This is a genomic window from Novosphingobium sp. FG137, from assembly GCF_057809735.1.
Genome location: NZ_JBMDKN010000007.1, coordinates 265,819 through 290,442 on the forward strand (window position 1 = coordinate 265,819; position 24,624 = coordinate 290,442).

The following is a 24,624-nucleotide window of genomic DNA, read 5'->3' on the forward strand; positions in this document are numbered from 1 at the left end:
TCGGTGAAGACGGCCATCAGCCGGACAGGAAAGCTCTTGGCGAGATAGTCGATGACATATTCTTTGCAGTCGCAGTTTATGTCGAGCGTGGCAGCAGGAGGCGCAGGTTTCCTTCGGTTTTCCATGATTTCACTCCAGATAATTACGGTTCCCTCGACCTGAACAAGTCGAAGGAACCACCATGAGAACAAGATCATCAGAGCTGTTTTGTCCGGCACAGCTCCGGATCGAAGATCCGCCCAGCTCGGATGCCCTATTCAACGCCTTCCTCTCCTCTCTGTGGGTCAAGGAGGAAGCGGCCTGTTCGATCCTGTACAGTGCAGCGATCCGTCATTTCCTGCATTGGCTGGATATGCATGCCATCCCGGTCAGTACGCTCGACGATCAAGTCGTCCGACGGTTCGAGAAGCACCGTTGTCGGTGCCACGGATACTCGGCTCAGCAAGCCGCCTATAAGACTGATCAGGCTGCGCGGGTCCGGCGCTTTGTCCGGTTCCTCGAAGATCAAGGGTACATCGAAGTCGACGATGGGATCGACGATCTCCCCCGTCACCTCACCGACTACTCCGATGCAATCGACAGCCTGCAACTCGCCCCTGGAGTGGCACAGGGCTACCGGTCGGAAGCCGAGCATATTGTGGCTTGGCTTCGCATCAAGCGGCAGTCGTGGGCCGATATCGACGACACGATCATCGACCAGTACGGCGCGCATGATTGTCGATGTCCGGTCTGGCGCAAGCGGGGCAAACTCGTCGCCTCGGGCGCGAAGCGGCGGCGGCGTGGTGCTCGGCACTTCGTCGAGTTCTTGCGCGGCCGGGGTGTCATCCCTTCAGTCGAACCGGTGTCGGATGACGACCCGCACATGGCGGCATATCTGGCATGGCTCAAGCAACACCGCGGCGCGACCGACGAGACGATCCGGCGCTACCGGACCGATATCAGGCGACTCATGCCTATCCTCGGCGAGCCTTCACAATGGGATGCAGCCGTCCTCAGGCGGGCGTTTCAACAACGAAGCAAGGAGACGCCAGGTTCGGCATCACTGCTCGTCACGATAATGAGGAGCTATATTCGGTTCCTGGTCGTGCAGGGTGTTTGCCGTCCAGCTTTGTTGCACGCGATCCCATCAGTGCAACGCTACCGTCTTTCGACGCTGCCCCGGCACGTCAACCCGGCAACGATCGAGCAGATCATCGGCGCATGTCCGACTGATCGCCCGGTGGAAGTTCGGGACAAGGCCATCATTCTCCTGCTCGCCCGGCTTGGCCTGCGTGCCGGTGATATTCGGGATATGCACCTCGACGATATCGACTGGCGCTCGGGCCACCTGACGGTCAAGGGCAAGACGCGTCGGCCCGATCGCCTGCCATTGCCTCAAGACGTCGGTGACGCGATCCTGGACTACATTGCCAAGGCACGCCCCAAGACCGCCGATCCGCATCTGTTCGTGCGCGCGCAAGCCCCATTCCGTTCTTTCCGCTCATCGGCGGAGATCGCTGGCATCGTTGCACGCACGCATGAGCGCGGCGGGATCGAAGGCGTGCCGACCGGATCGCACATTTTCCGGCATTCGCTTGCCACCAACTTGCTGCGCGCGGGCGCAGGACTGGAGTCCGTTGGAACGATCCTGCGCCACAGCTCGCCCGAGACCACCGCCATCTACGCCAAGGTCGACCTGCCGATGCTCATGAAGATCGCGCAGCCATGGCCGGGAGAACCGTCATGCTGAACATGCACATTGCCAGATACGTCTCGCTGTATCGCAGTTTGGGGCGGAAGTTCTCGGAGCAGGAACGACTGCTGCGCCAATACGCGGCTTTCGCCGGACGCTTCGGTGACCGGCACACCCGAGTGCAGCGCATCTACGACTGGTGCCACACGGCAAGCTCGCAGAACGTGGCTCGCCATAGGTACGACGCTGCTCGTAACTTCAGCCTTTTCGCTAACGCCGAGGATCCAGACCACGAAGTCCCGCCTGTCGGCGTTTTCGGACGCGGCAAGCGGCCACGCCCGACTCCGATCATCATCGAACCGGACCAGGTGCGGGCGATCATGACGGCGGCGTTGGACGTTTCGCCCCAAGGCACGATCAGCCCGTACACCTACCATTACCTGTTCGGTCTGCTGGCGACGACAGGACTTCGGATTTCCGAGGCTCTCGCGCTACAGTGCGACGATCTGGTCGAGGATGGGCTGGTTGTCCGCAACGGCAAGTTCGGCAAGCAGCGGCTGATCACCTTGCAGCCATCGACGCGCAAAGCACTCGAAGCCTACATTGCGATCCGCGCGAAGCATCCGGCCAAGTGTAATGACCTGTTCGTCACGATCCGGGGGCGAGCGCCGCACAAGGTGCGCGCCCACGTCGTGTTCGTCAGGTTGGCCCGGCTTCTCGGATATCGTGGGGCAACCGGTACGGCAGGCATGCGACTCCACGATCTGCGGCATACTTTCGCTGTCCGCTCGCTTGAGTCCTGCCCGCGTGACAGGGAAGCCATTGCCCACCACATGGCCGGTCTCAGTGTCTACCTGGGGCACGCGTCGATCGCCAACACGTACTGGTATCTCGAAGCCACGCCGGTGCTGCTTCGCGACATTGCGGCTGCAAGCGAGCAACTTTTTCAAGGAGAAGCGGCATGACGGCGCTTGCTCCCCATCTCTCGGCATATCTGCGGGAACATCTGCCGCGCGAACGCGCCGTCAGCCCGCACACGGTGAAGACCTATGCCAACTGCTTCGTCCTCCTCGTCCAGTTCGCTGCCGATCGGCTGAAGCGCCGACCGACCGATCTCGAGATTGAGGATCTCGGCACAGACATGATCATGGCCTTCCTCGATCATGTCGAGATCGGCCGCGGCAGCTGCGTGCGGACCCGCAATGGCAGGCTCGCCGCGATCCGATCCTTCTTCCGATACATCGAGTACCGGATTCCAGCCTGCCTCGATCAGGCACTCCGTGTCAGAGCAATCCCGACCAAGAAGACAGACAAGGCGCTGATCGATTATCTCGACCGGGCCGAGATCAAGGCTTTGCTCGATACACCCGATCCCCGGACACGCCTCGGCACCCGTGATCGCGCGATGCTGCATCTTACCTATGCTGGCGGACTGAGGGTGTCGGAACTCGTAACGCTGCAACTGGGCGATTTCCCGGACCGCTCCCTGTCCACCATGCACATCATGGGCAAAGGGCGACGTGAACGGGTCCTGCCGCTGTGGAAGGAGACCCAGATCGCATTGCGCGCATGGCTTGCGATCCGGCCTCAAGTTGAGGTCACCGAGATATTCCTAAATGCCAACGGGCAGCCGATGACCCGCGACGGATTTGCGTTCCGATTGGCCGAGCACGTCAAGACGGCAGCGACGAAGCAGCCGTCGATCCTTGAGAAGCGCGTCACACCCCACGTGCTTCGTCATTCTTGCGCGATGCACACGCTCGCGGCGACGGGGGACATTCGCAAGGTCGCATTATGGCTCGGCCACGCCAGTATCCAGAGCACCGAGACCTACTTGCGCGCCGATCCCGAAGAGAAGCTTCAGATTCTCGCTGCCCACGGTGCCCCTGCGATCAAGCCGGGGCGCTTCAAGCCGCCATCCGACGCTCTGATCACCATGCTTACCGACGTTCGAAGACGGGCCTGACCCGTCCCCGGACATTCTCCTGACCCACATATTATCTGGAGTGAAATCATGGAAAACCGAAGGAAACCTGCGCCTCCTGCTGCCACGCTCGACATAAACTGCGACTGCAAAGAATATGTCTAATGTTGAGCTCAACATTACACATATTCCCGCGGGGACAGATCGATCTCCAGAGCTTCGCGTTCCTCGTCCGACAGGTCGGCAAGCCGACGATTGAGCATGGCTTCTGCGGTGGAGACGAGCTGGACGACCACGGCGTTCCCCTCGCCAATCGCCGCGTCGATGGCTGGTAACAGACTCGGGAGCTTCATCGACAAAAGCAGCTGCGCAAAGAAGCGCTGCTTGGTTCCCTCGAAGATCGACAGCGCTGCGGACTTGGCACCGGAGTTGAGCGTCCCCCCGGTTTCGCTGTCGACGATGCGGGTAGCCTCCAGCGCGTCGCGCAGGTTGGCGTGAATGATTGCCCAGGCCTCGGCATAGGCATTATAGACCGCGATCTGATCCTCACTCAGGCGATGCTCGAGTATCTCGTATTCGACGCCGGCGAACGACAATGCGCGTGCGGTGTAGAGACCGAGCGACTTGAGGTCTCGCGCAACCAGTTCCATCGCTGCGATCCCGCCATCCCGAATGTCGGCAACAAAGGCCTCACGATTTGCGAAGGCGGTCTCAGGACCCCAGAGGCCAAGGCGCGTGGCATAGGCCAGATTGTTGACGTCTGACGCGCCGGTTGCCGAAGCGTAGAGCACGCGGGCCCGCGGCAGGAGGTTCTGCAGGCGCACACCCGCGATACCCTGCTCCGAGCCCTTGACCTTGCCCCGTGAGCCTTCGCCGCCCGCAGCATTGGCCATGGCGTGCGCCTCGTCGAACACGATGACGCCGTCGAAGTCGTCCCCTGCCCAAGCGAGAATCTGGTCGAGGCGGGTCGCATCGTTTCGGCCTGAACGCAGGGTCGGATAGGTCACGAAGAGAATGCCTTCGCGCATCGCGATCGGGTTGCCGAGCTTCCAGGATGCCAGAGGCTGGATGTCGATCGGCAGGCCGCCAAGCGCAGCCCAGTCGCGCCGGGCATCTTCGATCAGCACCTCGTTCTTCGAAATCCAGATATGGCGGCGTTCCCCGCGCACCCATCGATCAAGAATGACGCTCGCAACCTGACGGCCCTTGCCGGCGCCGGTTCCATCTCCAAGGAAATAGCCCTGCCGGTAGGTCTGGCCTTCTGCCGATGCCTTGAGCGAGCAGCCTTTGTCCTCTGCCTCGAACCGGCCGGGTAGATCGCGCGCATGGGCGCTAGCCGCGTAGATCAGGGTCTCTGCCTGGGCAGCAGACAGCAGCCCCTTGGAAATCAGCCCGTCGGGCAGCTGCGGCACAGCTTCGGGCATCGGCGCGGCGATCGACCCCATGGCGACCGACTCAACGAGCGGCGTCGGATGCTCGGCTGCGCCATGGATCACGATCCTGCTCGGACGATAGGGCAGATAGTGGCCGACCTGAGGGGCAAGCGGCGCAAGGGTTTCGAGCGACTGGTAGGTGAGCGACCCAATGGAAGCGGCTGCAGAAGTGATCCTGGCTGGTGGTGTCGGCAGCGGCCTGCGCGGCGCGGCGACCAGGCGAAACGGCGCACGAGCCGGAAGGCTTGATTGCTCGGAAGCAGCCGCCAAGCCGGCGCGATCCGGCAAGGCATCGACGAGATCGACCAGCTGGCGAAAGTCGGTTGTGCGGATGGCCACAGGCTCATGCGAGTCGTCCACCTTGTCGAGAACCAGCAGCCGCGTGGTGATGCCGGTGCCACGCTTGACGAACGCACGTTCGACGGCGGCATTGAGCCGTAGCGAGACCGGTCCCTTCAACCCCGCCAGAAGCTTCGCGCAGTCGAACCATTCGGGAATGATTGCGACAAGCCGACCGCCGGACGCCAGACGGTTCCATGCCGACCTCAGATGGCGCGAGCCGGTGCGACTGTCGTGCCCTCGCTCCATGCCGTGCGAATAGGGAGGGTTCATCAACACGACGCTTGGGGTGATGGCGGGATCGAGCAGTTCGTCGATCAGCTCAGCGTCATGGCCGGCCAATCGGGCAGCCGGGAACAGGGCATTCAGGCAGTCGCGGCGGAGCGGCGAGATTTCGTTGAGGGCAAGGCGCGAGCCGGCCTTGGCGGCCCAGACCGCGAGCATGCCCGTTCCGGCCGAGGGTTCCAGCACAAGTTCGTCAGTTGCCAGCGCGCAGGCCCGAGCAGCAAGCCAGGCAAGGCGCGGCGGCGTTGCGAACTGCTGCCATTCGATCTGCTCGTCGCTGCGATTCGTCTGGGTCGGAAGCCGGGCATCGAGGGAACCGAAGAACTGTTCCGCCTTGTCGATCGGGGTCGAGAGCGAAATCTGATCTGAAGATTGCAGGTATTGAACCTGTGCCACCTCAAGCGCTGCGTGAGCGTCACGAACTGACCAACGGCCGAGAGCATCGCTGCCCCCGAAGTGCTCCGTCATGATCCGCGTGACGTCGCTACGTGAAAGCGCGCGGCCTGCCGCCAGCTCAGAACCCATGGTCTGGGCCGCCATCATAACAACGGGCGGTGTTGGGTCATCGAATGCAAAGGCGAGGGAAGAGTTGGACATGGGAACCTCCTGACGAGGTCCTGCGGGTGGGCAGGCCTCAATCAGCCGAAGGCCCCCTCCCCTCTACTTGACGGATCGGGTTGTCGGGCGAGCCGCGACTTCAATTCGTCGTTCCAGTCAAAACCAGGTGAGACTGGCGCGCGTGAGTGGATAACGCGATCAGGCGCAGCGTAGGCCTTCAGCGCGCGCTCCTCGGCGTGAGCACCTCCGGCGTCATTGTCGATGAACAGGAAGAGTTCGCGCACGCTCTCCGGGATCGCAACCAGACCGAACCGCTCGTTTCCAAGCGTCGCCCAGCAGGCGATCCCAAAGAGCTGCATGGCTGAGAGGGCGCTCTCGATCCCTTCGGCAAGGCCCAGCCTCCCTTGCACCGGGGGAGCAACTCTGACGGCACCAAAGCCGAGACTGCCAAGCGCACGCTTGGGTCGCTCGAAGCTGGCCAGCTTGCCACTCGCCACATCGAGAAATGTCCTATGTACTGCGATAACGCCAATGTCAGTCGTGACTGCGGCCAGCATCGCAGGGAGAAACTTAACTGCCCCGCGTGGCCCGAGCGGCGTACGTTCAAGGTAGCGGAACTGGTCAGATGCGCGCTGGAGACCGCGCTGTCCGAGATATCGTTCGACCGGGCTGTCGGAGATCGCCGAAGCCGATTGCCACAAGCGTCGCGCATTGGGACTGAAGTCACTCTGATTTTGCCGATCAGCTGTTCCAGGGCCAGAACCATCAAAGAGCTCTCGGCTGCGAACGCCCTGGCGATCCAATGCAGCAATGACGTCCTCATTCGAACATCCGGCGAAGCAATGGAACAGGATGGCCTTTCGCCCCAAGGTCACGCTGAGCGACGGTGTGCGGTCGTCGTGGGCAGGACAGCAGCACATGCCCTTGCCCTGGCGCCATGTTCCCTTGAGGCGTTCGACAATCGTGCGGGCACGGCGTTCGAGTTGATGACTTTTCTCTAGCTGGGGCATCGACCTACTCCGGTTGAGGTGCCCTCCCCGTGCAGCCTCCGCTCTGCACCAGCGCCAAAGCATTTTCCTACATCGGTTGTTCTTTATATGTTCTCTCTCGATTCGGCTATAGAAGGATCGAGAAATGACAATAAAAGCTCTCTTGATCGGTGGCATTGCCATCGCATCAGCCATGCCTGCCAATGCCCAAGAACTGCCAATGCCAGATTTACCAGAGCAACATGCCGGTCCTTCAGGCGGCTTTCGGATAGCCGAAGCATCGAACGGATTTCAGTTGGTCGAGCATGGGTTCTGGCAATCCGCGCAAGCCGCCCCAGCACCAAGTTCGAGCGTTGCAGAAAATGGACGGGTCAACCTGCCGCACAATTACGAGCCCAAGGCCAAAACTGCCCCATCCGGGTTTCGGCGGGCGAGCTACCTGCCCCACGTCTATGCGGCGGAAGCGAAGTATTCATTGCCTACCGGCCTGCTCGACGCGCTCGTCTGGACGGAATCCCGCTATAACCCCCTTGCTGTCAGCCCGGCAGGCGCTGCGGGCCTTGGCCAGCTGATGCCAGCAACGGCAAAGGAACTTGGCGTCTTCAATCGCTTTGACCCCATGGCCAATATCTTCGGCGCGGCGCGGTATCTGAGGCAGATGCTCGACAGGTTCGGCGTGGTTCACCTCGCTGTCGCAGCCTACAATGCCGGTCCAGGTGCAGTCGAACGCGCGGGCGGGATACCGCGGAATGGCGAGACGCCCGGATATGTCCGCGACGTCCTTCGCCATTGGCGCTTTTAGCGGTCTATCCCCAAGTTAACCGAAACAGAGGCAATCGACTGATCGTTGCCGGGCTGGACCATGTCGCAGGCAAGCGACTGCACGGGAGTTTAGCCGCTTTTGGCCTCGGCCGGGTACTTGGCTACAATCTGCATTACCTCCTTACCCCACAACGCCAACGCCTCGCGCTTCTCGTTGGTATACTGGTGTCGGTGATAGACCCCCGCCACACCGGCCATAGCTGATCCTGACTGGTGATTGAGGACCGCCTCAGAAACCACCAGAGGTATGCCGAGACGCTGGAGGCCAGTTGCCACCGTCCGCCGAATGTCATGCATTGTGAAGTGACCGGCTTCGTAGCCGAGCTTCTCGTCCACGCTTGCTCTGATCCGCTTCCATGCTTTCGAGAGGCCGCTAACGCTGTTCGTGCTGGTGACCTTCGATGCCAACAGAATCTGGGATTGCTTGTGAGCGTCGTCAAGGTCGATCCCTGCGGCCACGAAGACCTCTGTGACGACTGCAAGTGCCTGCGCGGACAGCGGCACCACATTCGCTTTGCCATTTTTCGCTCGGTCGCCTGGGACGGTCCAGACCTTCGCCTTGAAATCGAACTCGTCACAAGCTGCATCGAGCACTTCTCCCCGGCGTTGAGCCGTAAGGACAAGCATCTGCACAAGGTGACCGAACGGATAACCATCCTCGACCGCAGATTGCCATAGCGCCGCGAGTTCTCGGTCGCTGAGTACGCGATCACGAGGTTCATTCCGCTTCGGACGCCACGCGTCCCGGCAGGGATTAGCAGGCATATGCTCGAGTCTGGTGAGTGCCCACGTGTAGAAGGTCGAAAGATGGCGATAGACGATCCGCGCCATCGTCAGGGTTTCCTTGCCCCGCTCGAATGCGATCTTCTCAACAAAGCGGCTCACGTCACCTCGGGTAATGGAGTCCGCGAGGCGGTCTCCCAGCTCAGGCTCAATGTACTTTCGGAAGACCCGATCGAACTCCCTTGCGCTGCGCTTTTTGCCCTCGATCTGCTGGGACAGATACGTCTCGTAGAGCTCGGCGACCGTACCGACGCCCTTTGCCCCTTTCCTCTTAGCACCCGGCTTCCTGGCAATGCTCTTGCCCTGCTCGACATCGACAAGCAGATCTCGCGCCTTCTTACGCGCATGAGCGAGGGTAAAACTCGGACCATGGCGTCCGATGGTCACATTCAACCACTTGCCCTGAACCCGCTTGCGCAGAATGTACGTCTTGATACCACTGGCACCCATGCGGAGCCTCAGGCCGGGGACGATACCATCGGCCAGCTCAATCTGGCCAGCCGCCGGCGCCTTGAGCCCTGCGATCTTCGCGTCCGTCAAACCTACTTTGTTCGCCATATGTACCTGCTACCTTAGGTAGCTTTTTGTAGTGGATACTGGTGAACATTTCAAGAACAATGCGGACTGTGAATCGCAGATTTCCGCCATTTTTGGACACATGCGGACGCGCTAGGACCCTCTGATCATGGCTCTTAATCAGCGGGTCCTAGGTTCGAGCCCTAGTGCGTCCACCATATTTCCTCTCCATATCAGTTCAATAGACCAGGGCGATCACTACGCATGCTGGTCCCTTGGATTCTCCAGGTAGCTCTGACAAAGCGGATAAAGCTGCGCTGATTTTCAGCCTTGGTGGAATCGAGCCACGCCGATGACCTGATAATGGGCCTGAAGCGGAGCCGAGCCATTACGTCGCCAGGTCGTTGTTCCCGAACAGGTCCATTCTTTCATGACTTCCAAGGTGCGCCTCTGAAGGTCCGGGTTTGGGACTATTCTCCTTTGCAGATATCAGACGGCTTCTCGGTTCACTTATTGCTCCCCCCACCGGTCAAGGTGTGCCAGCGTAGCCGGGCGTTTCGAAACAGGCTTGTTTGCGCAGTTAGTTCGAACGCTTCTGAAGGCCCTTCCGGATCCAGCACTTCGTTATCAGCAAGCCAGGCTGCGATCTCGCTGACGTTCGGCACTTCATAGGGCCGGAGCGACTTGCCGCCGCCGCAGCGCAAGTTCTCGATCGTTTCGATCAGGGAACCTGTTGCGGAAAGTCTCTTCGTTATGTCTTCGGGGTGCATGCCCAAATGCTCTGCGATCAGTCCGTCGCGCAAGGCTGCGATGACCGTGTTGCATCCGGCATTTGCTGGCTGGTTTGCATCGATCATCACATCGCATTCGGTGTCGAGCCGCATCGAACGGTTGTTCATGTTCGACGAGCCGACGCGGATGGCGCAATCGTCGATGAACAAGATCTTGGCATGCACGTATATCGGCGTGCCGCCCGCCGTGAAGGGATGATAGATCCGAAACCTGTCGTTCTTGTCTTTGGCCTTGATCGCGGAAAACAGGCGGGCACGGGCGGTGTCCATCGCAACCGGCTCCAGCCAGCCCTGCGAAGTCAAGGGATTGATCAAAACGATTTCGGGGCCGTCCGGTTCTTCAAGGCGCTGGAGGATCGCCTCGGCGACGCGGCGGGATGCAAAATACTGGTTTTCCGCATAGATGAACTGCTTCGCGCTTGCGATCTGATCGACGTAGAGTTGTTCTATTTCGAGAACCGCTTTGTGATCTGCCATTTCAGGCGCTGACCGGGCAATTGCGATATCAACATCGGTAAACTGCACTGGCAAGACATCGGGCCAGTAATCGCTTTTCGGCACAACCGGTTTGATCTCTTTCCCGCCTGCACGATGCCAGCGATCTCTGCACAACTCTGCCAAAGCTGCCGCCACCGGGCCTTGCATGGCCGTCGTCCCGTCGTGCCACGGCTCGTCCGGGTTGCCATTGGGCCTGCGCCGGCGAGGATCGTCGTCGAGATGCGCGCGGCTGTCCCAGCGATCACCCGTCATGTCGATCCCGCCGCAAAATGCGAATGAATCGTCTATCACCACCACCTTCTGGTGATGCGAAGATGCAGTCGGGTGGGCACTATCAAGCATGGCATGAATACCCTTGCGCCGCATCCAGCTCAGAACCTTGAGCGCGGTGTTTCCCCGGAACAGCGATTTGACAGCGCCTACGTCCCACCTCAGGAGGTATATCTCGAGATCCGGGTTGCGATCGGCCAACCACCCGATAAAATCACCAAGATTGGCCGGGCCATCGCCAGGTGCCTCACCGCAGAGGGTGATGCGGGCATCGAAATCCCATCCCACCAGCATGATCCGGTGCTTTGCGCGGAGCATCGCATCGCGTGCGACCTTGAAATAGTCCTCTGCGTCGATCACGACGCTCGCTTTGGTGGCTCGTTCGATCCGCCAGCAATTATACCCGGGTTTCAGCACACCCGAAGCCTAGCGAAGGGAATTAGCCAGTGCGAGCGATATTGGAACGATCGGCTCGTTCAGCCGCGGTCACCCTTCGGCATGAGATCGGCGCGTGATCATCAAGGTAGCGAGCTACAACATCCACAAAGCTGTCGGGACCGACAGGCGATACCGGCCTGAACGGATTCTCGAAGTGTTATCGGAGATTGGGGCCGATATCATCGCGCTTCAGGAAGCCGATCAGCGCTTCGGCACCAAACTGTCGGTGCTACCTGCAAAACTTCTCGATCATCAGGCCGAATATGTCCCGGTCGCATATAACATTCGCAGGGGCGGCATCGGCTGGCACGGCAATGCCATTCTCGTCCGCAGATCTGCCGCTGTCCTGGATTGCGAGGCGCTGCACCTGCCAACCCTTGAGCCGCGCGGCGCCGTGTTGGCAGACATAGCCATCGGCGGAACCGCAATGCGCGTGGTCGGCATGCACCTCGATCTCTCCGGCCTCCGCCGTCGCCATCAAGCGCGCAGCATTATGGCACAAGTCGATCGCCGCGCGGTGCTGCCCACAATTCTGATGGGAGACCTCAATGAGTGGCGCGTGAGGGGCGGTTGCATAGTGGATCTGGGCACACACTATAAATTTGCACCGACCGGCCCGAGCTTTCACGCACTGCGTCCGCTTGCTTCGCTGGACCGCATCATGGTCAGCCGAGACGTAAATGTTGCAGCAGCGGGCGTTCACAATACTCCGCTGTCGAGACAAGCCTCAGACCACCTTCCGGTCTGGGCTCAGCTCGAATTTGGCTAGTTCATTCATATGTTTAGAATTATTAGATGACGCACTAGAGCGTTTTTCGATCGGTCTGGATCCTATCCACATGACCTGAATTACTTGGCCGCATCATCGGCCGCAGACAGCTCGAGCACCAGCTCGGCGAGTCACTCCGCGCCAAGCCCTGAAGCGTTCTTGACCTTCAAGATCTGTTCGTAGGCCAAAACGGCGCTTTTGCATGCCGTCAAACGCCAGTCGCCGTTAGAGAGAATGCATCTCCTGCTCGGCACGTGCATGTCGGCTCTTGGTATGGGGAGACTATGATAGAGAATGACACGAGCGTCATGGATTGGTCGATCCCTGAAACTCAACCGTTGTCTGACCATTTCTATGACCCGGATTCAAGTAAGGTCACCGTTCCTGCGCGCGGTATAAGGTCTGCAAGCTTGGAAAGTCCCTGCGCTGCGTTGGCCGCGCGGGCGCACGCAATCGGGCCGCCGTGGGTGATGATGACAGCTGAGCCCTCATTCGGCGCGCGCGCCAGTGCTTCGATGACGCGGCCGAAAAGCTCGCACGTCGTCTCGCCGCTTCTGCCAGGCCGAAAGCCTTGAGGGTCCTCGACCATCCCGTCCATCAAGTTTCCGGTGGTCCGGTATATGCTGTTCCAGCTTTGGCCCTCCCACGCACCGAAATGGCGCTCCCGCCAGAGTGGCATGGCGACCGGCGTGATTCCGAGACGGCGCGCCAGTGGCAGGGCCAGCGCGCGGGTTCGGCGCATGTCGGAATGAATGATCGCATCCGGGCGGAGCGCCGCCAATTCGCCGACCAGCGCACGCACCATCGCCTGCCCCTCGCGCGAGAGGCCCATGTCGCTCTGGCCATAACAGCGCCCGGCCCAGGCCCTTGCCACAGGCGGGTGGCGCACGAGGATCAGTCTGCGGGCCATGCAGCCGTCACGCAAAGCAGCAAGATCAATTGCCCGACATAAACCGAGAAGCCCAGGCAATCGCCAGTGACCCCGCCCAGATGCCGGGTCAGGAAGCGGAAAAACCATCCCATGAATGCGGCTGAAAGGGCGCATGCCAGCAACATCGCCTCGGGCCGTAACCACAGGATCGGCAAGATGAAGGGCATAAGCACACCAGTGGCGATGGCCAGTTCGCGCGCGCCGGTGCCTGAAACGATATCACTCGCCATGCCGCGAATGCCGGGCGGGGATGACAGCAGGGCCTGCGGCACAACTGCATGCCAGCGGCCAAATGCCGCCGAACCGATCAGCGCGGGCACGACAAGTCCGGCGGGAAGAGCACAGAGCAGCGCCGCACGCAGGCCGATCGCCAGAATCAGCCCGACGCTGCCATAGGCACCGACCCGGCTGTCCTTCATGATCTCGTGAATGCGCTGAGCTGTCTGACCGCCCCCGAACCCGTCGCAGAAATCGGCGACAGCGTCTTCGTGGAAGGCCCCGGTCAACCGGGCTTCGACGATCAGTGTGATCAAGACGGCCACGCTGCGCGGCCACAGGGCTTCGCTCAGCGTCAGGACGCCAGCGCTGATTATGCCGACAAGGCCGCCAGCCAGCGGATACCAGCCAGCAGACCGCACCATACCAGCGGCAACATCATCGGCATGCAGCCTCGACAGTCCGGGCACGGGAATGCGCGTCATGAACTGGATCGCCAGCAGGGGCGGCATCCACCAACGCAAACTCATGCCGGCAACTCGCCGATGACTTCGGCCAGCGTGGCCACATCGTTCAGCACAGCGGCGGCGCTATCGAGCAGCGGAAGCGCGGTAAGCGCGCCGGTGCCCTCGCCCAGCCGCATCCCCCAATCGAGCACCGGTTCCAGCCCGAGATGAGCGAGTGCGGCGCCGTGCCCCGGTTCGGCGGAGCGATGCGCCGCGATCATCCGGCAGCGCGTGCCCGGGGCAAGCTGTTCGGCGATCAGCGCGGCGGCGGTCGTCACGTAGCCATCCAGGAGCAGCACCGCGCCCAGCGCCGCGCCTTCGGCATAGAAGCCTGCCATGGCCGCAATCTCGAAACCGGCGACGGCAGCGAGTGCTGCCTTGTCGCGCCGCCCACCAAGCCGCGCGACCGCATCTGCCACGATGCCGCGCTTTACATCCCGCATGGCCGCATCCGCACCCGCGCCGCTGCCGGTGGCGGTATCGGCGGCGATGCCGGCAAGCGCGTGGGTGATGCAGGCCGATGGAGTGGTGTTGCCGATCCCCATTTCTCCGGCGATCAGCAGACGGAAGCCCTCGGCCACGGCGCGGCGTGCCTCGTCCGCGCCCAGCGCCCAGGCGGCATCGAACTGCGTTTCGTCCATTGCCGGGAAAAGGCTGAGATCGGCGGTTCCGCGCGCGACTGCTGCGGCCCGGTAGTGTGCGGGGTGGGGACCGCGCGGCGGCTCGGCCATGCCGGCATCAACCACGCGCAAGTCTGCGCCGTGCGCCCGCGCGAGCGCGGTGCAGCAGGCACGGCCATTGAGGATGGTCGCAACCATGGCGGTGGTGACCGCCGATGGCCATGGGGTTACCCCTTGCGCCACGACCCCATGGTCGCCCGCGAACAACACGATCCGACGCGGGCGGACGACCGGGCCAAGGGATTGCTGCGCAACAGCCAGGTCAACCGCCAGCGCTTCCAGCCGCGCGAGGCTGCCGGGCGGCTTGGCCAGGGCATCGAGCCGGGCCTGCACGATTTCAGGGGTGATCGTCATCGACTTGGCTTTCCTGAAATAAGCGTTTCGGGTTGGCGGCAGAGCTCCGCGCTGAAGTGCGGGCCACTCATCCGGCGTGCCCCGCGATCGCAAGCAGCCGGTCTGCGTCAACATGGCGTTCCAGATCGCATGCCAACTGATCGAGCGCGGCATCGACGGCCACATCCTGGTCCAGACCGGCAGATGGCCCACCGATCCAGCCGGGTCGCTGCTCGGCCAGATTGAACAGCCCGTGGACATAGCAGCCCGCAATCCGGCCATTCGGGCTGACCGCGCCTTCTGCCCGGCCATCAGCCATGCGCAGCAGCGGCGCGGCATCACCCACTGTAACCCCGCAATGGATCTCGTATCCGGTGAAAGCACAGCCATCGGCAATGCGGGTGCCACGCACATCGCGCACTGTCTTGTCGGCGTGCATCACCGTATCGACCGGCAGCAGCCCTAGGCCTGATACGGTCTCGGGCGGGCCTTCCACTCCGCCGGGATCGGCGATGGTCCGCCCCAGCATCTGATAGCCGCCGCAAATGCCCAAAACCCGTCCGCCGCGCCGGACATGGGCGACAATGTCGATGTCCCAGCCTTGCACGCGCAGGAACTTGAGATCGGCGATCGTCGCCTTGGTGCCGGGCAGGATCACCAGCGCCGCGCTGGCCGGGATCGGATGGCCGGGCGGCACCATCGTCAGCTTCACCCCCGGTTCCTGCGCCAGCGGATCGAAATCATCGAAGTTGGCGATGCGCGAAAGCATGGGGACAGCCACTTCCACTGCGCCCACAGCGGCAACTGGCGCATCAAGTGTCACGGCATCCTCGGCGGGCAGCAGGCGCGCCGCCGCCAGCCATGGGATCACGCCAAGGCCCTCCCACCCGGTCAGGCGTGCAATCGCCGCATAACCTTCATCGAACAGGGCAACATCGCCGCGAAACTTGTTGATGAGAAAGCCGCGGATCATGGCGGCATCATCGGGGTCCAGCACGACCTGCGTGCCGACAATGGAGGCGATGACTCCGCCCCGGTCGATATCGCCAACCAGCACCACCGGCACATTGGCCGCGCGGGCGAAGCCCATGTTTGCGATGTCCCCCGCGCGCAGGTTGATTTCGGCCGGGCTGCCGGCGCCTTCGACCAGCACCAGATCGGCAGCGGCGCGCAGGCGCTGGTAGGAAGCCAGCACCGCTTCGAGCAGCTCGCCCTTGCGCGACCAATAATATTCCGCGCCCAGCGTGCCCTGAACCTTGCCGTGCACGATCACTTGCGCGGTGCTGTCGCTTTGCGGCTTCAACAGCACCGGGTTCATATCGACCGAAAGCGGCGCACGGGCCGCCACTGCCTGCAAGGCCTGCGCGCGCCCGATTTCGCCGCCATCGGCGGTGACGGCGGCGTTGTTGGACATGTTCTGAGGCTTGAACGGCAGAACTTTGAGCCCGCGATTGGCGAACAGGCGGCAGAGCCCGGCAACCAGCACCGATTTGCCGACATCCGACCCCGTACCTTGCAGCATCAGCGCAGCCATGCCAGCACCCCTACTCCGAGCCACAACAGAACAAGCGCCCGCCCGAATACCTGCAAGGCCCGGCGCAGATCGGCCGGCGCGGGGCGCGGGCCCTCGCCCAGCGCTTGGCGTCCGATCCATTCCCCGTCATAAAACGCACCGCCGCCCAGCGTTACGCCGAGCGCGCCGGCCATTGCGGCTTCCGGCCAGCCCGCGTTGGGCGACAGGTGATTGCGGCCATCGCGCCAGGCGATGCGCCACCCGCCACCGCCGGCGAGGGCAATCAGCACCGCTGCGATGCGGGCCGGGACCCAATTGAGCGCATCGTCCATCAGGGCGCTCGCCTTGCCGAACAACTCGTAGCGCGCATCGCGGTGGCCGATCATGCTGTCGGCCGTGCTGATGCATTTGAACGCGAACAGACCCGGCAGGCCCAGCGCCAGAGACCAGATGGCGGGCGCGACGATGCCATCGCAAAAGCTCTCCGCCAGCGTCTCGATGGCGGCGGCCGCGATACCGCTTTCATCCAGTGCTGCGGTATCGCGCCCGACGGTGCGCGAAAGGGCCGCCCGCGCGGCCGCAAGCTGGCCGCGATCCAGCGGATCAGCGACGGCCGCAACGTGAGTCCACAAACTGCGCTGGGCAAGGCCGGTGGTGGCGATCAGGATCACGCCCGGCGTTCCCGTCCAACCTGATGCAATGCGTTCGATCACCCATCCGGAACCGGCGCCCACCACCAGCAACACCAGCATCGCCGCGATACCGCCACCCGCTTGCCACCCCGCGCGGTTCCAGTGCCGGTCCATCCCCGCGATCAGGCGGCCCGCCCATGTCACCGGGTGGCCCACACGGCGCAGCAGCCACTCCGGATAGCCTAGCGCGGCTTCAATCAGCAAAGCGGCCAGCAACTGTTCGGGCCGGTCCAGTATCATGATTTCCGCGCCACCGGCACGATCAGCGGCGCGCCCTCGGCATCCTGCCCGATATGGACCCGAACGCCGTAGGCAGCTTCGAGCACGGCGGGGGTCATCACCTTCTGCACCGGCCCGGCGGCGAGCACTTCGCCCGCCTTCATCACGATCACGCGGTCGGCCAACCGCGCAGCCTGGGTCAGATCGTGCAGAACCACTGCCACGCCCGAGCCCCGGTCGGCCGCGCGGCGCAAGCAGGCGGCAGCATCGAGCTGGTGCGCGGGATCGAGGCTGGCAAAGGGTTCGTCAGCCAGAATCCAGCGCGGCTCGCCCGCCAGAACGCGTGCCAGAAGCACCCGCGCCTGCTCCCCGCCGGAAAGGCGCTGTGCCTTGCGGCTTGCCAGATGGACGCAGTCCGCCGCGGCAAGCGCTGCGCCGATCGCGCGCTCGTCATCCGCTTGCAATCCCCAGCGGCCGCGGTGGGGCAGGCGGCCCAGCGCGACCAGCGCCCGGACGTTGATGTTCCAGTGGATGTCCGCCTGTTGGGGCAAGAGGCCGATCAGGCATGCGCGGTGCTGCGGGGAAAGCGAGGCCAGCGGCTGCCCATCGAGCGAGACCTGTCCCGTATCCGGTTTGCGCAGGCCCGCGAGACACGAGAGCAGCGTGGATTTTCCGGCACCATTTGCGCCAAGGATCACCGTGACCGCACCGACATCGAGCGTGCCGGTTACCGAGCGCAGCACGGGCCGCCCGCGCAGGGTGAGCGAGATGGCTGAGCAGGACAGCTCCATCACGCCACCTCCCGCCGCATGCGAAACAGGAGCGCGAAGAAGAACGGTGCGCCAAGGCTCGACATCGCGATGCCCAGCCGCAGTTCGGAAACCGAAGGCAGCAGGCGCACCAGGCTATCGGCAAGCACCACCAGAATGGCTCCGGCGAGCGCGGAAGGGATCAGCAATGCCGAAGGGCGGTCGTCGACCAGCGGGCGGACAATGTGCGGCACCATGAGGCCGACAAAGCCGATGATCCCGGCCAGCGCCACCGACGCGCCCACTGTCAGCCCAACGCCGAGCACAATAAGCCACTGCAATCGCGCCATATCGACGCCAAGCGAGCGCGCAGCCGGCTCGCCAAGGGTCAGCGCATCGAGGGCGGGCGTGGCGCGCAGCAGCGCGGCCATGCCCAGCAAGGCGGGGAGCACGGCAAGGCGCACGTCATCCCAGCTGCGATCGACCAGCGCCCCCATCAGCCAGGTCACGATCTCGGACGAGGCGAACGGCGTCGGTGCAAGGCTTATCAGCAGGCTGATTAGCGATCCCGTCAGGCTGGCAAGGATCACACCCGCCAGCGTGAACAGGATCAGGCTCCCCGCGCGCCCCGCCAGCAGCGCCAGAGCGGCCATACCCGCCGCCGCGCCCGCCAGTGCAAAGACGGGCAGCAACCAGGCCTGCACCGCATAGCCGAAGAACAGCGAAATCACCGCGCCCAGCGCAGCACTGGAGGAAACGCCGAACAAGCCCGGATCAGCCAGCGGATTGCGCAGGTAGCCTTGCATCGCGGCACCGGCCATGCCCAGGCACAGACCCACCAGCGCACCTGCGCAAGCGCGCGGAAGGCGCAGGTCCATCACGATCAGCGATTGCAGATCGCCCGTGAACCAATGGTCGAATGCGATCCAGTGCCGCCCGGCCATTAGCGAGAGCAGCAATGCCGTGCACAGCGAGGTGAGTAGCGCGAGGTTGAGCTTCATGGTGCGTTGCCCAGCTCGCGGCGCACTGCGGCCAGACGGGCGACCGACCGGATGATCACCGGGCCGCCGCAGTGCAGCAGGTCCGAAGGATAATCCGCGATGCGGAAATGCCGTCTCGCCTTCTTCAGCGCCGGGTGCGACAGCATGCGGTTGGCATCGCCGTCTCCTGCGCCCATGTCGGCTCGGCCAGCCAGCAGCACACGCGGCGGGTTCAGGAACATCCCCTCCAGCGGCAGAACATCCCATTTGCGCAAGCCAGCTTGCGGGCTGAGATTGCGAAAACCGGTGCGGGTCAGCAGTTCGTCGGCCAGGGTGCCCTTGCCCGGCACCAGCCCGCTGCCCTGCCAGATCAGCGCGGATGCGGCGGGACCGTCCCAGCGGGCCTGTGCCACCGCGGCGTCGATCCGCCGGTTCAGCGCGAGGCCCGCGTCCGATCGGCCGATCCGCGCGGCGATTTCACTGATCTGCGCCCTGCTTTCGGCGACTGTCTCGGGGACCGTGGTCTGCATCAGCGGAATGCCGAGACGCTGCAGCGCGGCAATGGTCTGCACCGCAACATGCGGCCCGGCGATCACCAGATCGGGACGGGCGGCGATCACATCCTCGGCACCGGAGCCGACGGTAGGATAGCGCATTGCCCAGTCCACAGGTACCGATGTCGCCCTCGGATCCCACGAATAGGCGCTGATGGCCGCAATCTGCTGAGGCCGCGCCACATCCTTGAGCACCGCGTCCACGCAAGGGTTCATCGAGACAATGCGCTTTGGTGCGCCGCCCGATTGAGGCTCTTTTGGTTCGGCAGACGCTGCGCAACTTGCGAGCAGCAGCGCAATCGCTGGCGGGGCGATGAGCCGGATCAATATTCGACCCCCTTCTGCGCCTTGAACCCGGCTTTGAAGGGATGCTTCACCTCCGCGAATTCGGTGACGAGATCCGCGATCTCGATCAGTTCCGGCCGGGCGCCACGGCCGGTGATGCAGATGTGCTTTTCCAGCGGGCGAAGTTTCAGAAACTCGACGATCTCCGCAATCGGCAGGGTATCGTCGCGCAGCACGATGTTGAGTTCGTCGAGAATGACGAAGTCATAGGCGGGATCGAGGATCAGCGCCTTCGAACGCTCCCACGCGGCGCGCGCGGCGGCGATGTCGCGCGCACGGTCTTGCGTGTCCCAGGTGAAGCCGTTGCCCATCACATCGAAGGTCAGAAGATCCGGGTTGGCGGCAAAGAACGCCTTCTCGCCGGTGTCCCAGCTGCCCTTCACATATTGGAGGATACCCACTTTCATCCCCCAGCCGATGCTGCGGATCGCCATGCCGAAGGCGGACGAGGACTTGCCCTTCCCGTTGCCGGTGTGAACAATCAAGAGCCCGCGCTCGATTGTCTTGCGGGCCTGGATCTTGTCTCGCGCCAGTTTCAGTTTCCTCATGCGCGCGTTGTGGCGTGCGTAGTCAGGTTCTTCCGTCACTGTGTTGTCCTCCATGCCTGCAGGGACTGGTCCAGTCGTGCCCAGTCCGCGTCCCTGCCGGGAATGCCTATGCGCAGCTGATCGGGCCGGTCGGCAAAGGCGCGCACCAGTATCCCGTCGCGGCAGAGGTGTTCGAACAGGCCGGCCGCATCAACGGCCCGGCACAGCCTGAAATTGGCGGTCCCGCCCGCATCTTCCAGTCCATGTCCTGCAAGGTGCGTGGTCAGCTTCGCGCTGGCCCCCCTCAGCCGGTGCCGCTGCAACCCTTGCCAGGCAAGGTCGCAATAAGCCGCCGTGCCGATGGCGATGGCAGGCCCCGAAATCGGCCAGTCGCCGAGAAGTTTGCGCAAGTCTCTGATCACCGGCTTGTCAGCTATGACAAAGCCCAGCCGCACACCGGCCAGACCGAAGAACTTGCCGAATGACCGCAGGACGATCGCCCCGCCACGATGCGGCAGAATGCTCGCCTCGGGCATGGCATCGGCAAAGGCCTCATCGACAATGCAATGCCCGCGCAGTCGCCGGAGCTCGCTCGGCTCGGTAATGGCTCCATCAGGATTGTTCGGATTGGCGCAAACCACGAGATCCGAACCGTGCGCCTTTTCGAATGGCAGGACCCGCGCTTCGGGCCATGCCGCACGATAGCCCGAATAGCTTTGGCCGATGATCTCGACCCGCGCCGCCGACACCAGACGCGCCAGCAGGCGGATCGCAATATCACTGCCGGGAACGGCAGCGATCTGGTCGACATCGGGAACCCCGAACACGCGGGCCGCAGCATACTCCAGCTGCGCCAGCGCCGCAGGCGAAGGCAGCGTTTGCCAAACCTGCGGCTCCAGCGCCGGCAGCGGCCATGCCCACGGGCTTATGCCGGTCGAAAGGTCCAGCCAGGGGCGCGGCGCAGCCGGGTAAAGCTTTGCCGCGACTGCTGTCTGTCCGCCGTGCCACATCAATGCAGCACGTTGGTCCGCGGCGTTTCCCGGGCTCACAACGTCAGCCTTACGCCCGCATAGGCAGCGCGGCGCGGTGTGCCATAGCGGAAGCTCGTTTCGTATTGCGCGTTGAACAGGTTCTCGACACGGCCATAGAGTTCGATGCCGTGCGCCACCGGCAAAGCTGCGCGCAGATCGACGAGCACGTAGCCTGCCAGCTTGCGGCTGTTGGAGGCGTTGTCGAAACTGGCCCCGACGTGGGTGATCGTCGCGCCGGTCTTCAGTCCCCACGCCCAGTCATAATCGATCGAGGTGTAGACGCTGTGCCGCGGCCGCCGCGCCAGATCGCGGCCCGTTGCCGCATTGGTCGCTTCGACATAACCATAATTGGCCTGAACCCGCAGCGCATCGACCGGCTTCAGCGTTAGCGCGAATTCAAGCCCTTGTGCCCTCGCCTTGGCCACGTTGTCGTAGGTGCCGTTTGGTCGATTGGCGCAAATGCCCGTCAGCACGGTGCAACCGATGAAGTTGATCAGGCCCAGCGTGTCCCGGTGAAACCACGTGGCGGCGACCTCGATCCGGCCATCCAGCAGCTTCTGCGTGATCCCCGCGTCCCAGCTTCGCGACGTTTCGGGCCTCAGCGCGGCGTTGCCGTATTCGCTGAACAGCTGGAACAGCGAAGGTGTCTTGAACCCCTCGCCATAGCTGGCGCGCAAGGTGGTCGCGCCCGCGTTGGGCGACAGCACCGCATTGGCGGAAAAGCTGGTCTTGCCGCCGAACGTATCATGATGATCATGGCGCATGCCGCCGCTCAGCGTCAGACCGGTCACCGGCCTGGCACTGAGTTGACCGTAGACGCTGGTGATCCGCGCCTCGGCTGTCGAAAACGGACTGCCATAGCTTGATGTGCGGAAGCTGGATCTCTCCGTCTCCGCCCCGAAAGTCGCGTTCACCGCGTCGATCAGGGCCAGATTGCCCTGATAATCGAACCGTTCGTTGCGGCCCTTGGCATTGAAGGTTTCCAAGGCGGTGCCGCCGGTCAGGTCGGTATTCCGCCGGCGCGTGTCGGTCAGCGTATAGGCAAAGCGGTTGCGCCAGCGTCCGTCCAGCAGGGCGGCGTTGAGCCCGGCATAGCCGACCAGTTCCCAGGTCCGCGCAAATTCGGGCGTGTCGCCAAAGGTGAAGCTCGGCGGCGGGAATCCATCGATGCCCGCCTTGCCATCGGAGTACCAACCGCGCAGGTCGACCGTGACGGCGTCCGAGACGACAATGTTGAACTTCGCGTTCGCCCCGAAGTTGCGATAGCCGTCGCGCTCCTTGCCGCCGCGTGCCTCGTTGAAGGCCGAAAAGCCGTCGGTGCGCAGATAGCCGGCGCCGATGCTGGCGGAAACCGGGCCAAACTTGCCGGAAACATTGCCAACCACGCGCGCCGTGTTGCGCCAACCGTACTCGGCAGCGGCATTTACGGCGCGCTGTTCAGTCGGCGCGCGGGTCACGATATTGACCACGCCGCCGATGGCTTGGCTGCCCCACAAGACAGACTGCGATCCGCGAACGACTTCGATCCGTTCGATATTGCCGGTCAGCAGGTTGCCGAAATTGAAGCCGCCGCCGGGCGCCGAGGGATCATTGATCTTGACCCCGTCGATCAGCGCTACAGTCTGGTCGCTTTCCGCCCCGCGAATATTGACCGAGGTGGTGGTGCCAAGTCCGCCATTGCTGCTGACAGTAACACCGGGGACCGAGCGGAGCAGATCGCTGACCGCAACCGATTGGCGGGTGGTGATATCGTCGGGCGTGAGCACGGTGACCGACTGGGCGACTTCGGCGGTCGTCTGCGCGGCGCGGTTGGCCGACACGATGATGGCGTCGGCCTCTTCGGCACGCGCAGTTGCAGGCACGGCGCAGGCCGCGCCGAGGAGAACGGATTTGATCAGACGCACGGGTTTCCCCCTTTTGAACAACTTCAAAAGAGCCGCACGGCAGCGATCACACGCAGGATACGAATCCCTGCGCATGCGACTCTGGCTAAGTCGTCACGCGAGGAATTCCTCGATCATCACCCGGCACACCCCGTCCGCGCGAAAGAACGACCGTTACGGGCAGGTCTCCTGGCTCTCGGGTCACTGTAGCCGCTTCACCTTCCCGGCCTGAACAGGCCAGTGGCATAACGAAGCGGCGACTCGCCGATCACAGTTGCGGGGGCAGCTTCGGATCATGGCGGATCACCATTCCCGAATTCCCTATTCATCCCATCTCTGGGAACCTGTAACGCCCTCAAGTATGTCGAAGGCCGGCGCGAATGGCAAGGGGAAGCAATGACAGGCAAGGTGGTTCTGGTTCTCGGCGGAGCGCGATCAGGAAAAAGCGGCTTTGCGGAGAAGCTGGGTGACGCGCTGGCAGGCCGCCACATCTACATCGCCACCGCGCAGGCGTTAGATGACGAAATGACCAGCCGCATCGCTCGACACCGCGCCGATCGCACGAGCCATTGGCACACAGTCGAATGCCCGCTGGAACTGCAAGCATCCATCCAGGAGCATGACAGTAAGGATGCCGTATTGCTGGTCGATTGCCTGACACTCTGGCTCAGCAATCTGATGCTGGGCGATCATGATGTGGGAGCCGCGCGGGACAGGCTCGCAGGCCTAGTTCCAGCGATTCACGGCGTGTTGCTGCTTGTTTCCAACGAAGTGGGGCAGGGCATCGTCCCTGAAAACGCGCTTGCCCGGCGGTTTCGCGATGAAGCGGGCTGGCTCAATCAGGCGATGGCGCGCGTTGCGGACGAAGTGTGGCTGGTGACTGCGGGCCTTCCCCAACGGCTGAAATAGGAATGTCCGGAATAGACATCTCGGCCGCTCTACAAGGCTAGCCCTATTTCTGGCGCTAGGTTTACGCTCTGACGGCCGCCGTATCAAAGTGATGGAATGGCGGCTTCCGTCGTAAGCCAACGTGCCAGGTGTTCGCACCGAACGACCGCCCTCGGCCTTGGGCTACGAGACCCCGGCGGCCTTCGCAGCCGAACTGCATAAGCAATGGCCTGCTCCGTTACGCTGTCCGGACTCCGCCGCACAGGCCATTGCTTACCTTGCGCTCATGCGCATCAAAACGGTCTGGCTCTAATCGCAGATGGTGGAAAGCTGGAGGGTCACTTCGGCGATACAATCTGGCGCGTTTGGCGTTTTTGCTCGGCAGTATTTCGGCTGAGGTGATACGGCCTTGAGGTGAACGGCATAAGTCGGGAGGTGCGGGCATCCGCAGACAACAAAAAGCCCCGCGTCCTTTTGGACCGGGGCTGTT

Annotated in this window: 22 protein-coding genes, 1 tRNA gene, 1 pseudogene and 1 riboswitch; of the genes and pseudogenes, 8 read left to right on the forward strand and 16 right to left on the reverse strand. The window is 63.0% G+C overall.

Features of this window, described 5'->3' with window-relative positions:
• Positions 1–181 precede the first annotated feature (181 nt).
• Genes ACODS2_RS19380 through ACODS2_RS19390 form a run of 3 tightly spaced genes read left to right on the forward strand, consistent with a single transcriptional unit; the run spans position 182 to position 3,638 of the window.
• Complete coding sequence (locus tag ACODS2_RS19380) at positions 182–1,729, forward strand: tyrosine-type recombinase/integrase (RefSeq protein WP_020819179.1); 1,548 nt, start codon at positions 182–184, stop codon at positions 1,727–1,729.
• Complete coding sequence (locus tag ACODS2_RS19385; protein ID WP_031286240.1) at positions 1,723–2,637, forward strand: tyrosine-type recombinase/integrase; 915 nt, start codon at positions 1,723–1,725, stop codon at positions 2,635–2,637. The genes ACODS2_RS19380 and ACODS2_RS19385 overlap by 7 nt, the downstream gene beginning before the upstream one ends.
• Positions 2,634–3,638, forward strand: a complete 1,005-nt coding sequence (locus ACODS2_RS19390) for a tyrosine-type recombinase/integrase (protein ID WP_021240061.1) — start codon at positions 2,634–2,636, stop codon at positions 3,636–3,638. Before ACODS2_RS19385 ends, ACODS2_RS19390 begins: the two co-directional genes overlap by 4 nt.
• Before the next feature lie 137 nt (positions 3,639–3,775).
• On the opposite strand, the gene ACODS2_RS19395 is transcribed toward ACODS2_RS19390, so the two are convergent.
• Both ACODS2_RS19395 and ACODS2_RS19400 read right to left on the reverse strand, forming a co-directional pair.
• Positions 3,776–6,250 (reverse strand): strawberry notch-like NTP hydrolase domain-containing protein, encoded by a 2,475-nt coding sequence (locus ACODS2_RS19395; RefSeq protein WP_489000247.1) that lies wholly within the window; start codon positions 6,248–6,250, stop codon positions 3,776–3,778.
• A 41-nt stretch (positions 6,251–6,291) separates the two neighbouring features.
• A complete protein-coding gene (locus tag ACODS2_RS19400; RefSeq protein WP_489000248.1) occupies positions 6,292–7,221 on the reverse strand; it encodes a DUF7146 domain-containing protein in 930 nt (309 codons plus the stop codon).
• A gap of 124 nt (positions 7,222–7,345) precedes the next feature.
• Here ACODS2_RS19400 and ACODS2_RS19405 point away from each other — a divergent pair, with 124 nt between their 5' ends.
• Positions 7,346–8,002: a transglycosylase SLT domain-containing protein gene (locus ACODS2_RS19405; RefSeq protein WP_489000249.1), complete on the forward strand. Its 657-nt coding sequence runs from the start codon at positions 7,346–7,348 to the stop codon at positions 8,000–8,002.
• Between the two features lie 89 nt (positions 8,003–8,091).
• Here the strand turns inward: ACODS2_RS19405 and ACODS2_RS19410 are convergent, their stop codons facing one another.
• A complete protein-coding gene (locus ACODS2_RS19410) occupies positions 8,092–9,363 on the reverse strand; it encodes a tyrosine-type recombinase/integrase (RefSeq protein ID WP_489000250.1) in 1,272 nt (423 codons plus the stop codon).
• Positions 9,364–9,457: 94 nt separating this feature from the next.
• On the opposite strand from ACODS2_RS19410, the gene ACODS2_RS19415 reads away from it, so the two are divergent.
• Positions 9,458–9,539: transfer RNA gene (locus tag ACODS2_RS19415), tRNA-Lys, on the forward strand.
• Positions 9,540–9,827: 288 nt separating this feature from the next.
• On the opposite strand, the gene ACODS2_RS19420 is transcribed toward ACODS2_RS19415, so the two are convergent.
• Positions 9,828–11,240, reverse strand: coding sequence for a phospholipase D-like domain-containing protein (locus ACODS2_RS19420; protein WP_489000251.1), 1,413 nt, complete (start codon positions 11,238–11,240; stop codon positions 9,828–9,830).
• A gap of 154 nt (positions 11,241–11,394) precedes the next feature.
• Between ACODS2_RS19420 and ACODS2_RS19425 the strand changes: the two genes are divergently transcribed.
• Entirely contained in the window at positions 11,395–12,087 is a 693-nt protein-coding gene (locus tag ACODS2_RS19425) for an endonuclease/exonuclease/phosphatase family protein (RefSeq protein ID WP_489000273.1), read from the forward strand.
• 352 nt (positions 12,088–12,439) lie between these two features.
• On the opposite strand, the gene ACODS2_RS19430 is transcribed toward ACODS2_RS19425, so the two are convergent.
• From ACODS2_RS19430 to ACODS2_RS19480, 11 genes are all read right to left on the reverse strand, one after another.
• Complete coding sequence (locus tag ACODS2_RS19430) at positions 12,440–12,997, reverse strand: histidine phosphatase family protein (protein WP_489000252.1); 558 nt, start codon at positions 12,995–12,997, stop codon at positions 12,440–12,442.
• A complete protein-coding gene (locus ACODS2_RS19435; RefSeq protein ID WP_489000253.1) occupies positions 12,982–13,764 on the reverse strand; it encodes an adenosylcobinamide-GDP ribazoletransferase in 783 nt (260 codons plus the stop codon). The genes ACODS2_RS19430 and ACODS2_RS19435 overlap by 16 nt, the downstream gene beginning before the upstream one ends.
• Entirely contained in the window at positions 13,761–14,774 is a 1,014-nt protein-coding gene (gene cobT / locus ACODS2_RS19440) for a nicotinate-nucleotide--dimethylbenzimidazole phosphoribosyltransferase (protein WP_489000254.1), read from the reverse strand. The genes ACODS2_RS19435 and cobT overlap by 4 nt, the downstream gene beginning before the upstream one ends.
• Before the next feature lie 67 nt (positions 14,775–14,841).
• Positions 14,842–16,287 carry a cobyric acid synthase gene (locus ACODS2_RS19445; protein WP_489000255.1) on the reverse strand — a complete coding sequence of 482 codons (1,446 nt, stop codon included), beginning with the start codon at positions 16,285–16,287 and terminating at the stop codon, positions 14,842–14,844.
• Positions 16,275–17,198, reverse strand: a complete 924-nt coding sequence (gene cbiB, locus ACODS2_RS19450) for an adenosylcobinamide-phosphate synthase CbiB (protein ID WP_489000256.1) — start codon at positions 17,196–17,198, stop codon at positions 16,275–16,277. The genes ACODS2_RS19445 and cbiB overlap by 13 nt, the downstream gene beginning before the upstream one ends.
• On the reverse strand, positions 17,195–17,968 hold the full coding sequence (locus tag ACODS2_RS19455; RefSeq protein ID WP_489000274.1) for an ABC transporter ATP-binding protein: 774 nt from the start codon (positions 17,966–17,968) through the stop codon (positions 17,195–17,197). Before ACODS2_RS19455 ends, cbiB begins: the two co-directional genes overlap by 4 nt.
• Entirely contained in the window at positions 17,968–18,927 is a 960-nt protein-coding gene (locus ACODS2_RS19460) for a FecCD family ABC transporter permease (protein ID WP_489000257.1), read from the reverse strand. Before ACODS2_RS19460 ends, ACODS2_RS19455 begins: the two co-directional genes overlap by 1 nt.
• Positions 18,924–19,787 carry an ABC transporter substrate-binding protein gene (locus ACODS2_RS19465; RefSeq protein ID WP_489000258.1) on the reverse strand — a complete coding sequence of 288 codons (864 nt, stop codon included), beginning with the start codon at positions 19,785–19,787 and terminating at the stop codon, positions 18,924–18,926. Before ACODS2_RS19465 ends, ACODS2_RS19460 begins: the two co-directional genes overlap by 4 nt.
• Entirely contained in the window at positions 19,784–20,392 is a 609-nt protein-coding gene (gene cobO / locus ACODS2_RS19470; protein WP_489000259.1) for a cob(I)yrinic acid a,c-diamide adenosyltransferase, read from the reverse strand. The genes ACODS2_RS19465 and cobO overlap by 4 nt, the downstream gene beginning before the upstream one ends.
• Positions 20,389–21,342: an aminotransferase class I/II-fold pyridoxal phosphate-dependent enzyme gene (locus ACODS2_RS19475; protein WP_489000260.1), complete on the reverse strand. Its 954-nt coding sequence runs from the start codon at positions 21,340–21,342 to the stop codon at positions 20,389–20,391. The genes cobO and ACODS2_RS19475 overlap by 4 nt, the downstream gene beginning before the upstream one ends.
• Positions 21,343–21,377: 35 nt before the next feature.
• Positions 21,378–23,267, reverse strand: coding sequence for a TonB-dependent receptor plug domain-containing protein (locus ACODS2_RS19480; RefSeq protein WP_489000261.1), 1,890 nt, complete (start codon positions 23,265–23,267; stop codon positions 21,378–21,380).
• Positions 23,268–23,408: 141 nt separating this feature from the next.
• A riboswitch (cobalamin riboswitch) is annotated at positions 23,409–23,609 on the reverse strand.
• Positions 23,610–23,642: 33 nt separating this feature from the next.
• Here ACODS2_RS19480 and cobU point away from each other — a divergent pair.
• Positions 23,643–24,155, forward strand: coding sequence for a bifunctional adenosylcobinamide kinase/adenosylcobinamide-phosphate guanylyltransferase (cobU, locus tag ACODS2_RS19485; protein WP_489000262.1), 513 nt, complete (start codon positions 23,643–23,645; stop codon positions 24,153–24,155).
• 142 nt (positions 24,156–24,297) lie between these two features.
• Positions 24,298–24,447, forward strand: a pseudogene (locus ACODS2_RS19490) (IS3 family transposase); the annotation flags it as partial.
• Here ACODS2_RS19490 and ACODS2_RS19495 read toward each other — a convergent pair.
• Positions 24,444–24,624 (reverse strand): hypothetical protein (locus ACODS2_RS19495; RefSeq protein WP_489000263.1); only part of this gene is annotated, 181 nt, incomplete at its 5' end. The pseudogene ACODS2_RS19490 and the gene ACODS2_RS19495 overlap by 4 nt on opposite strands.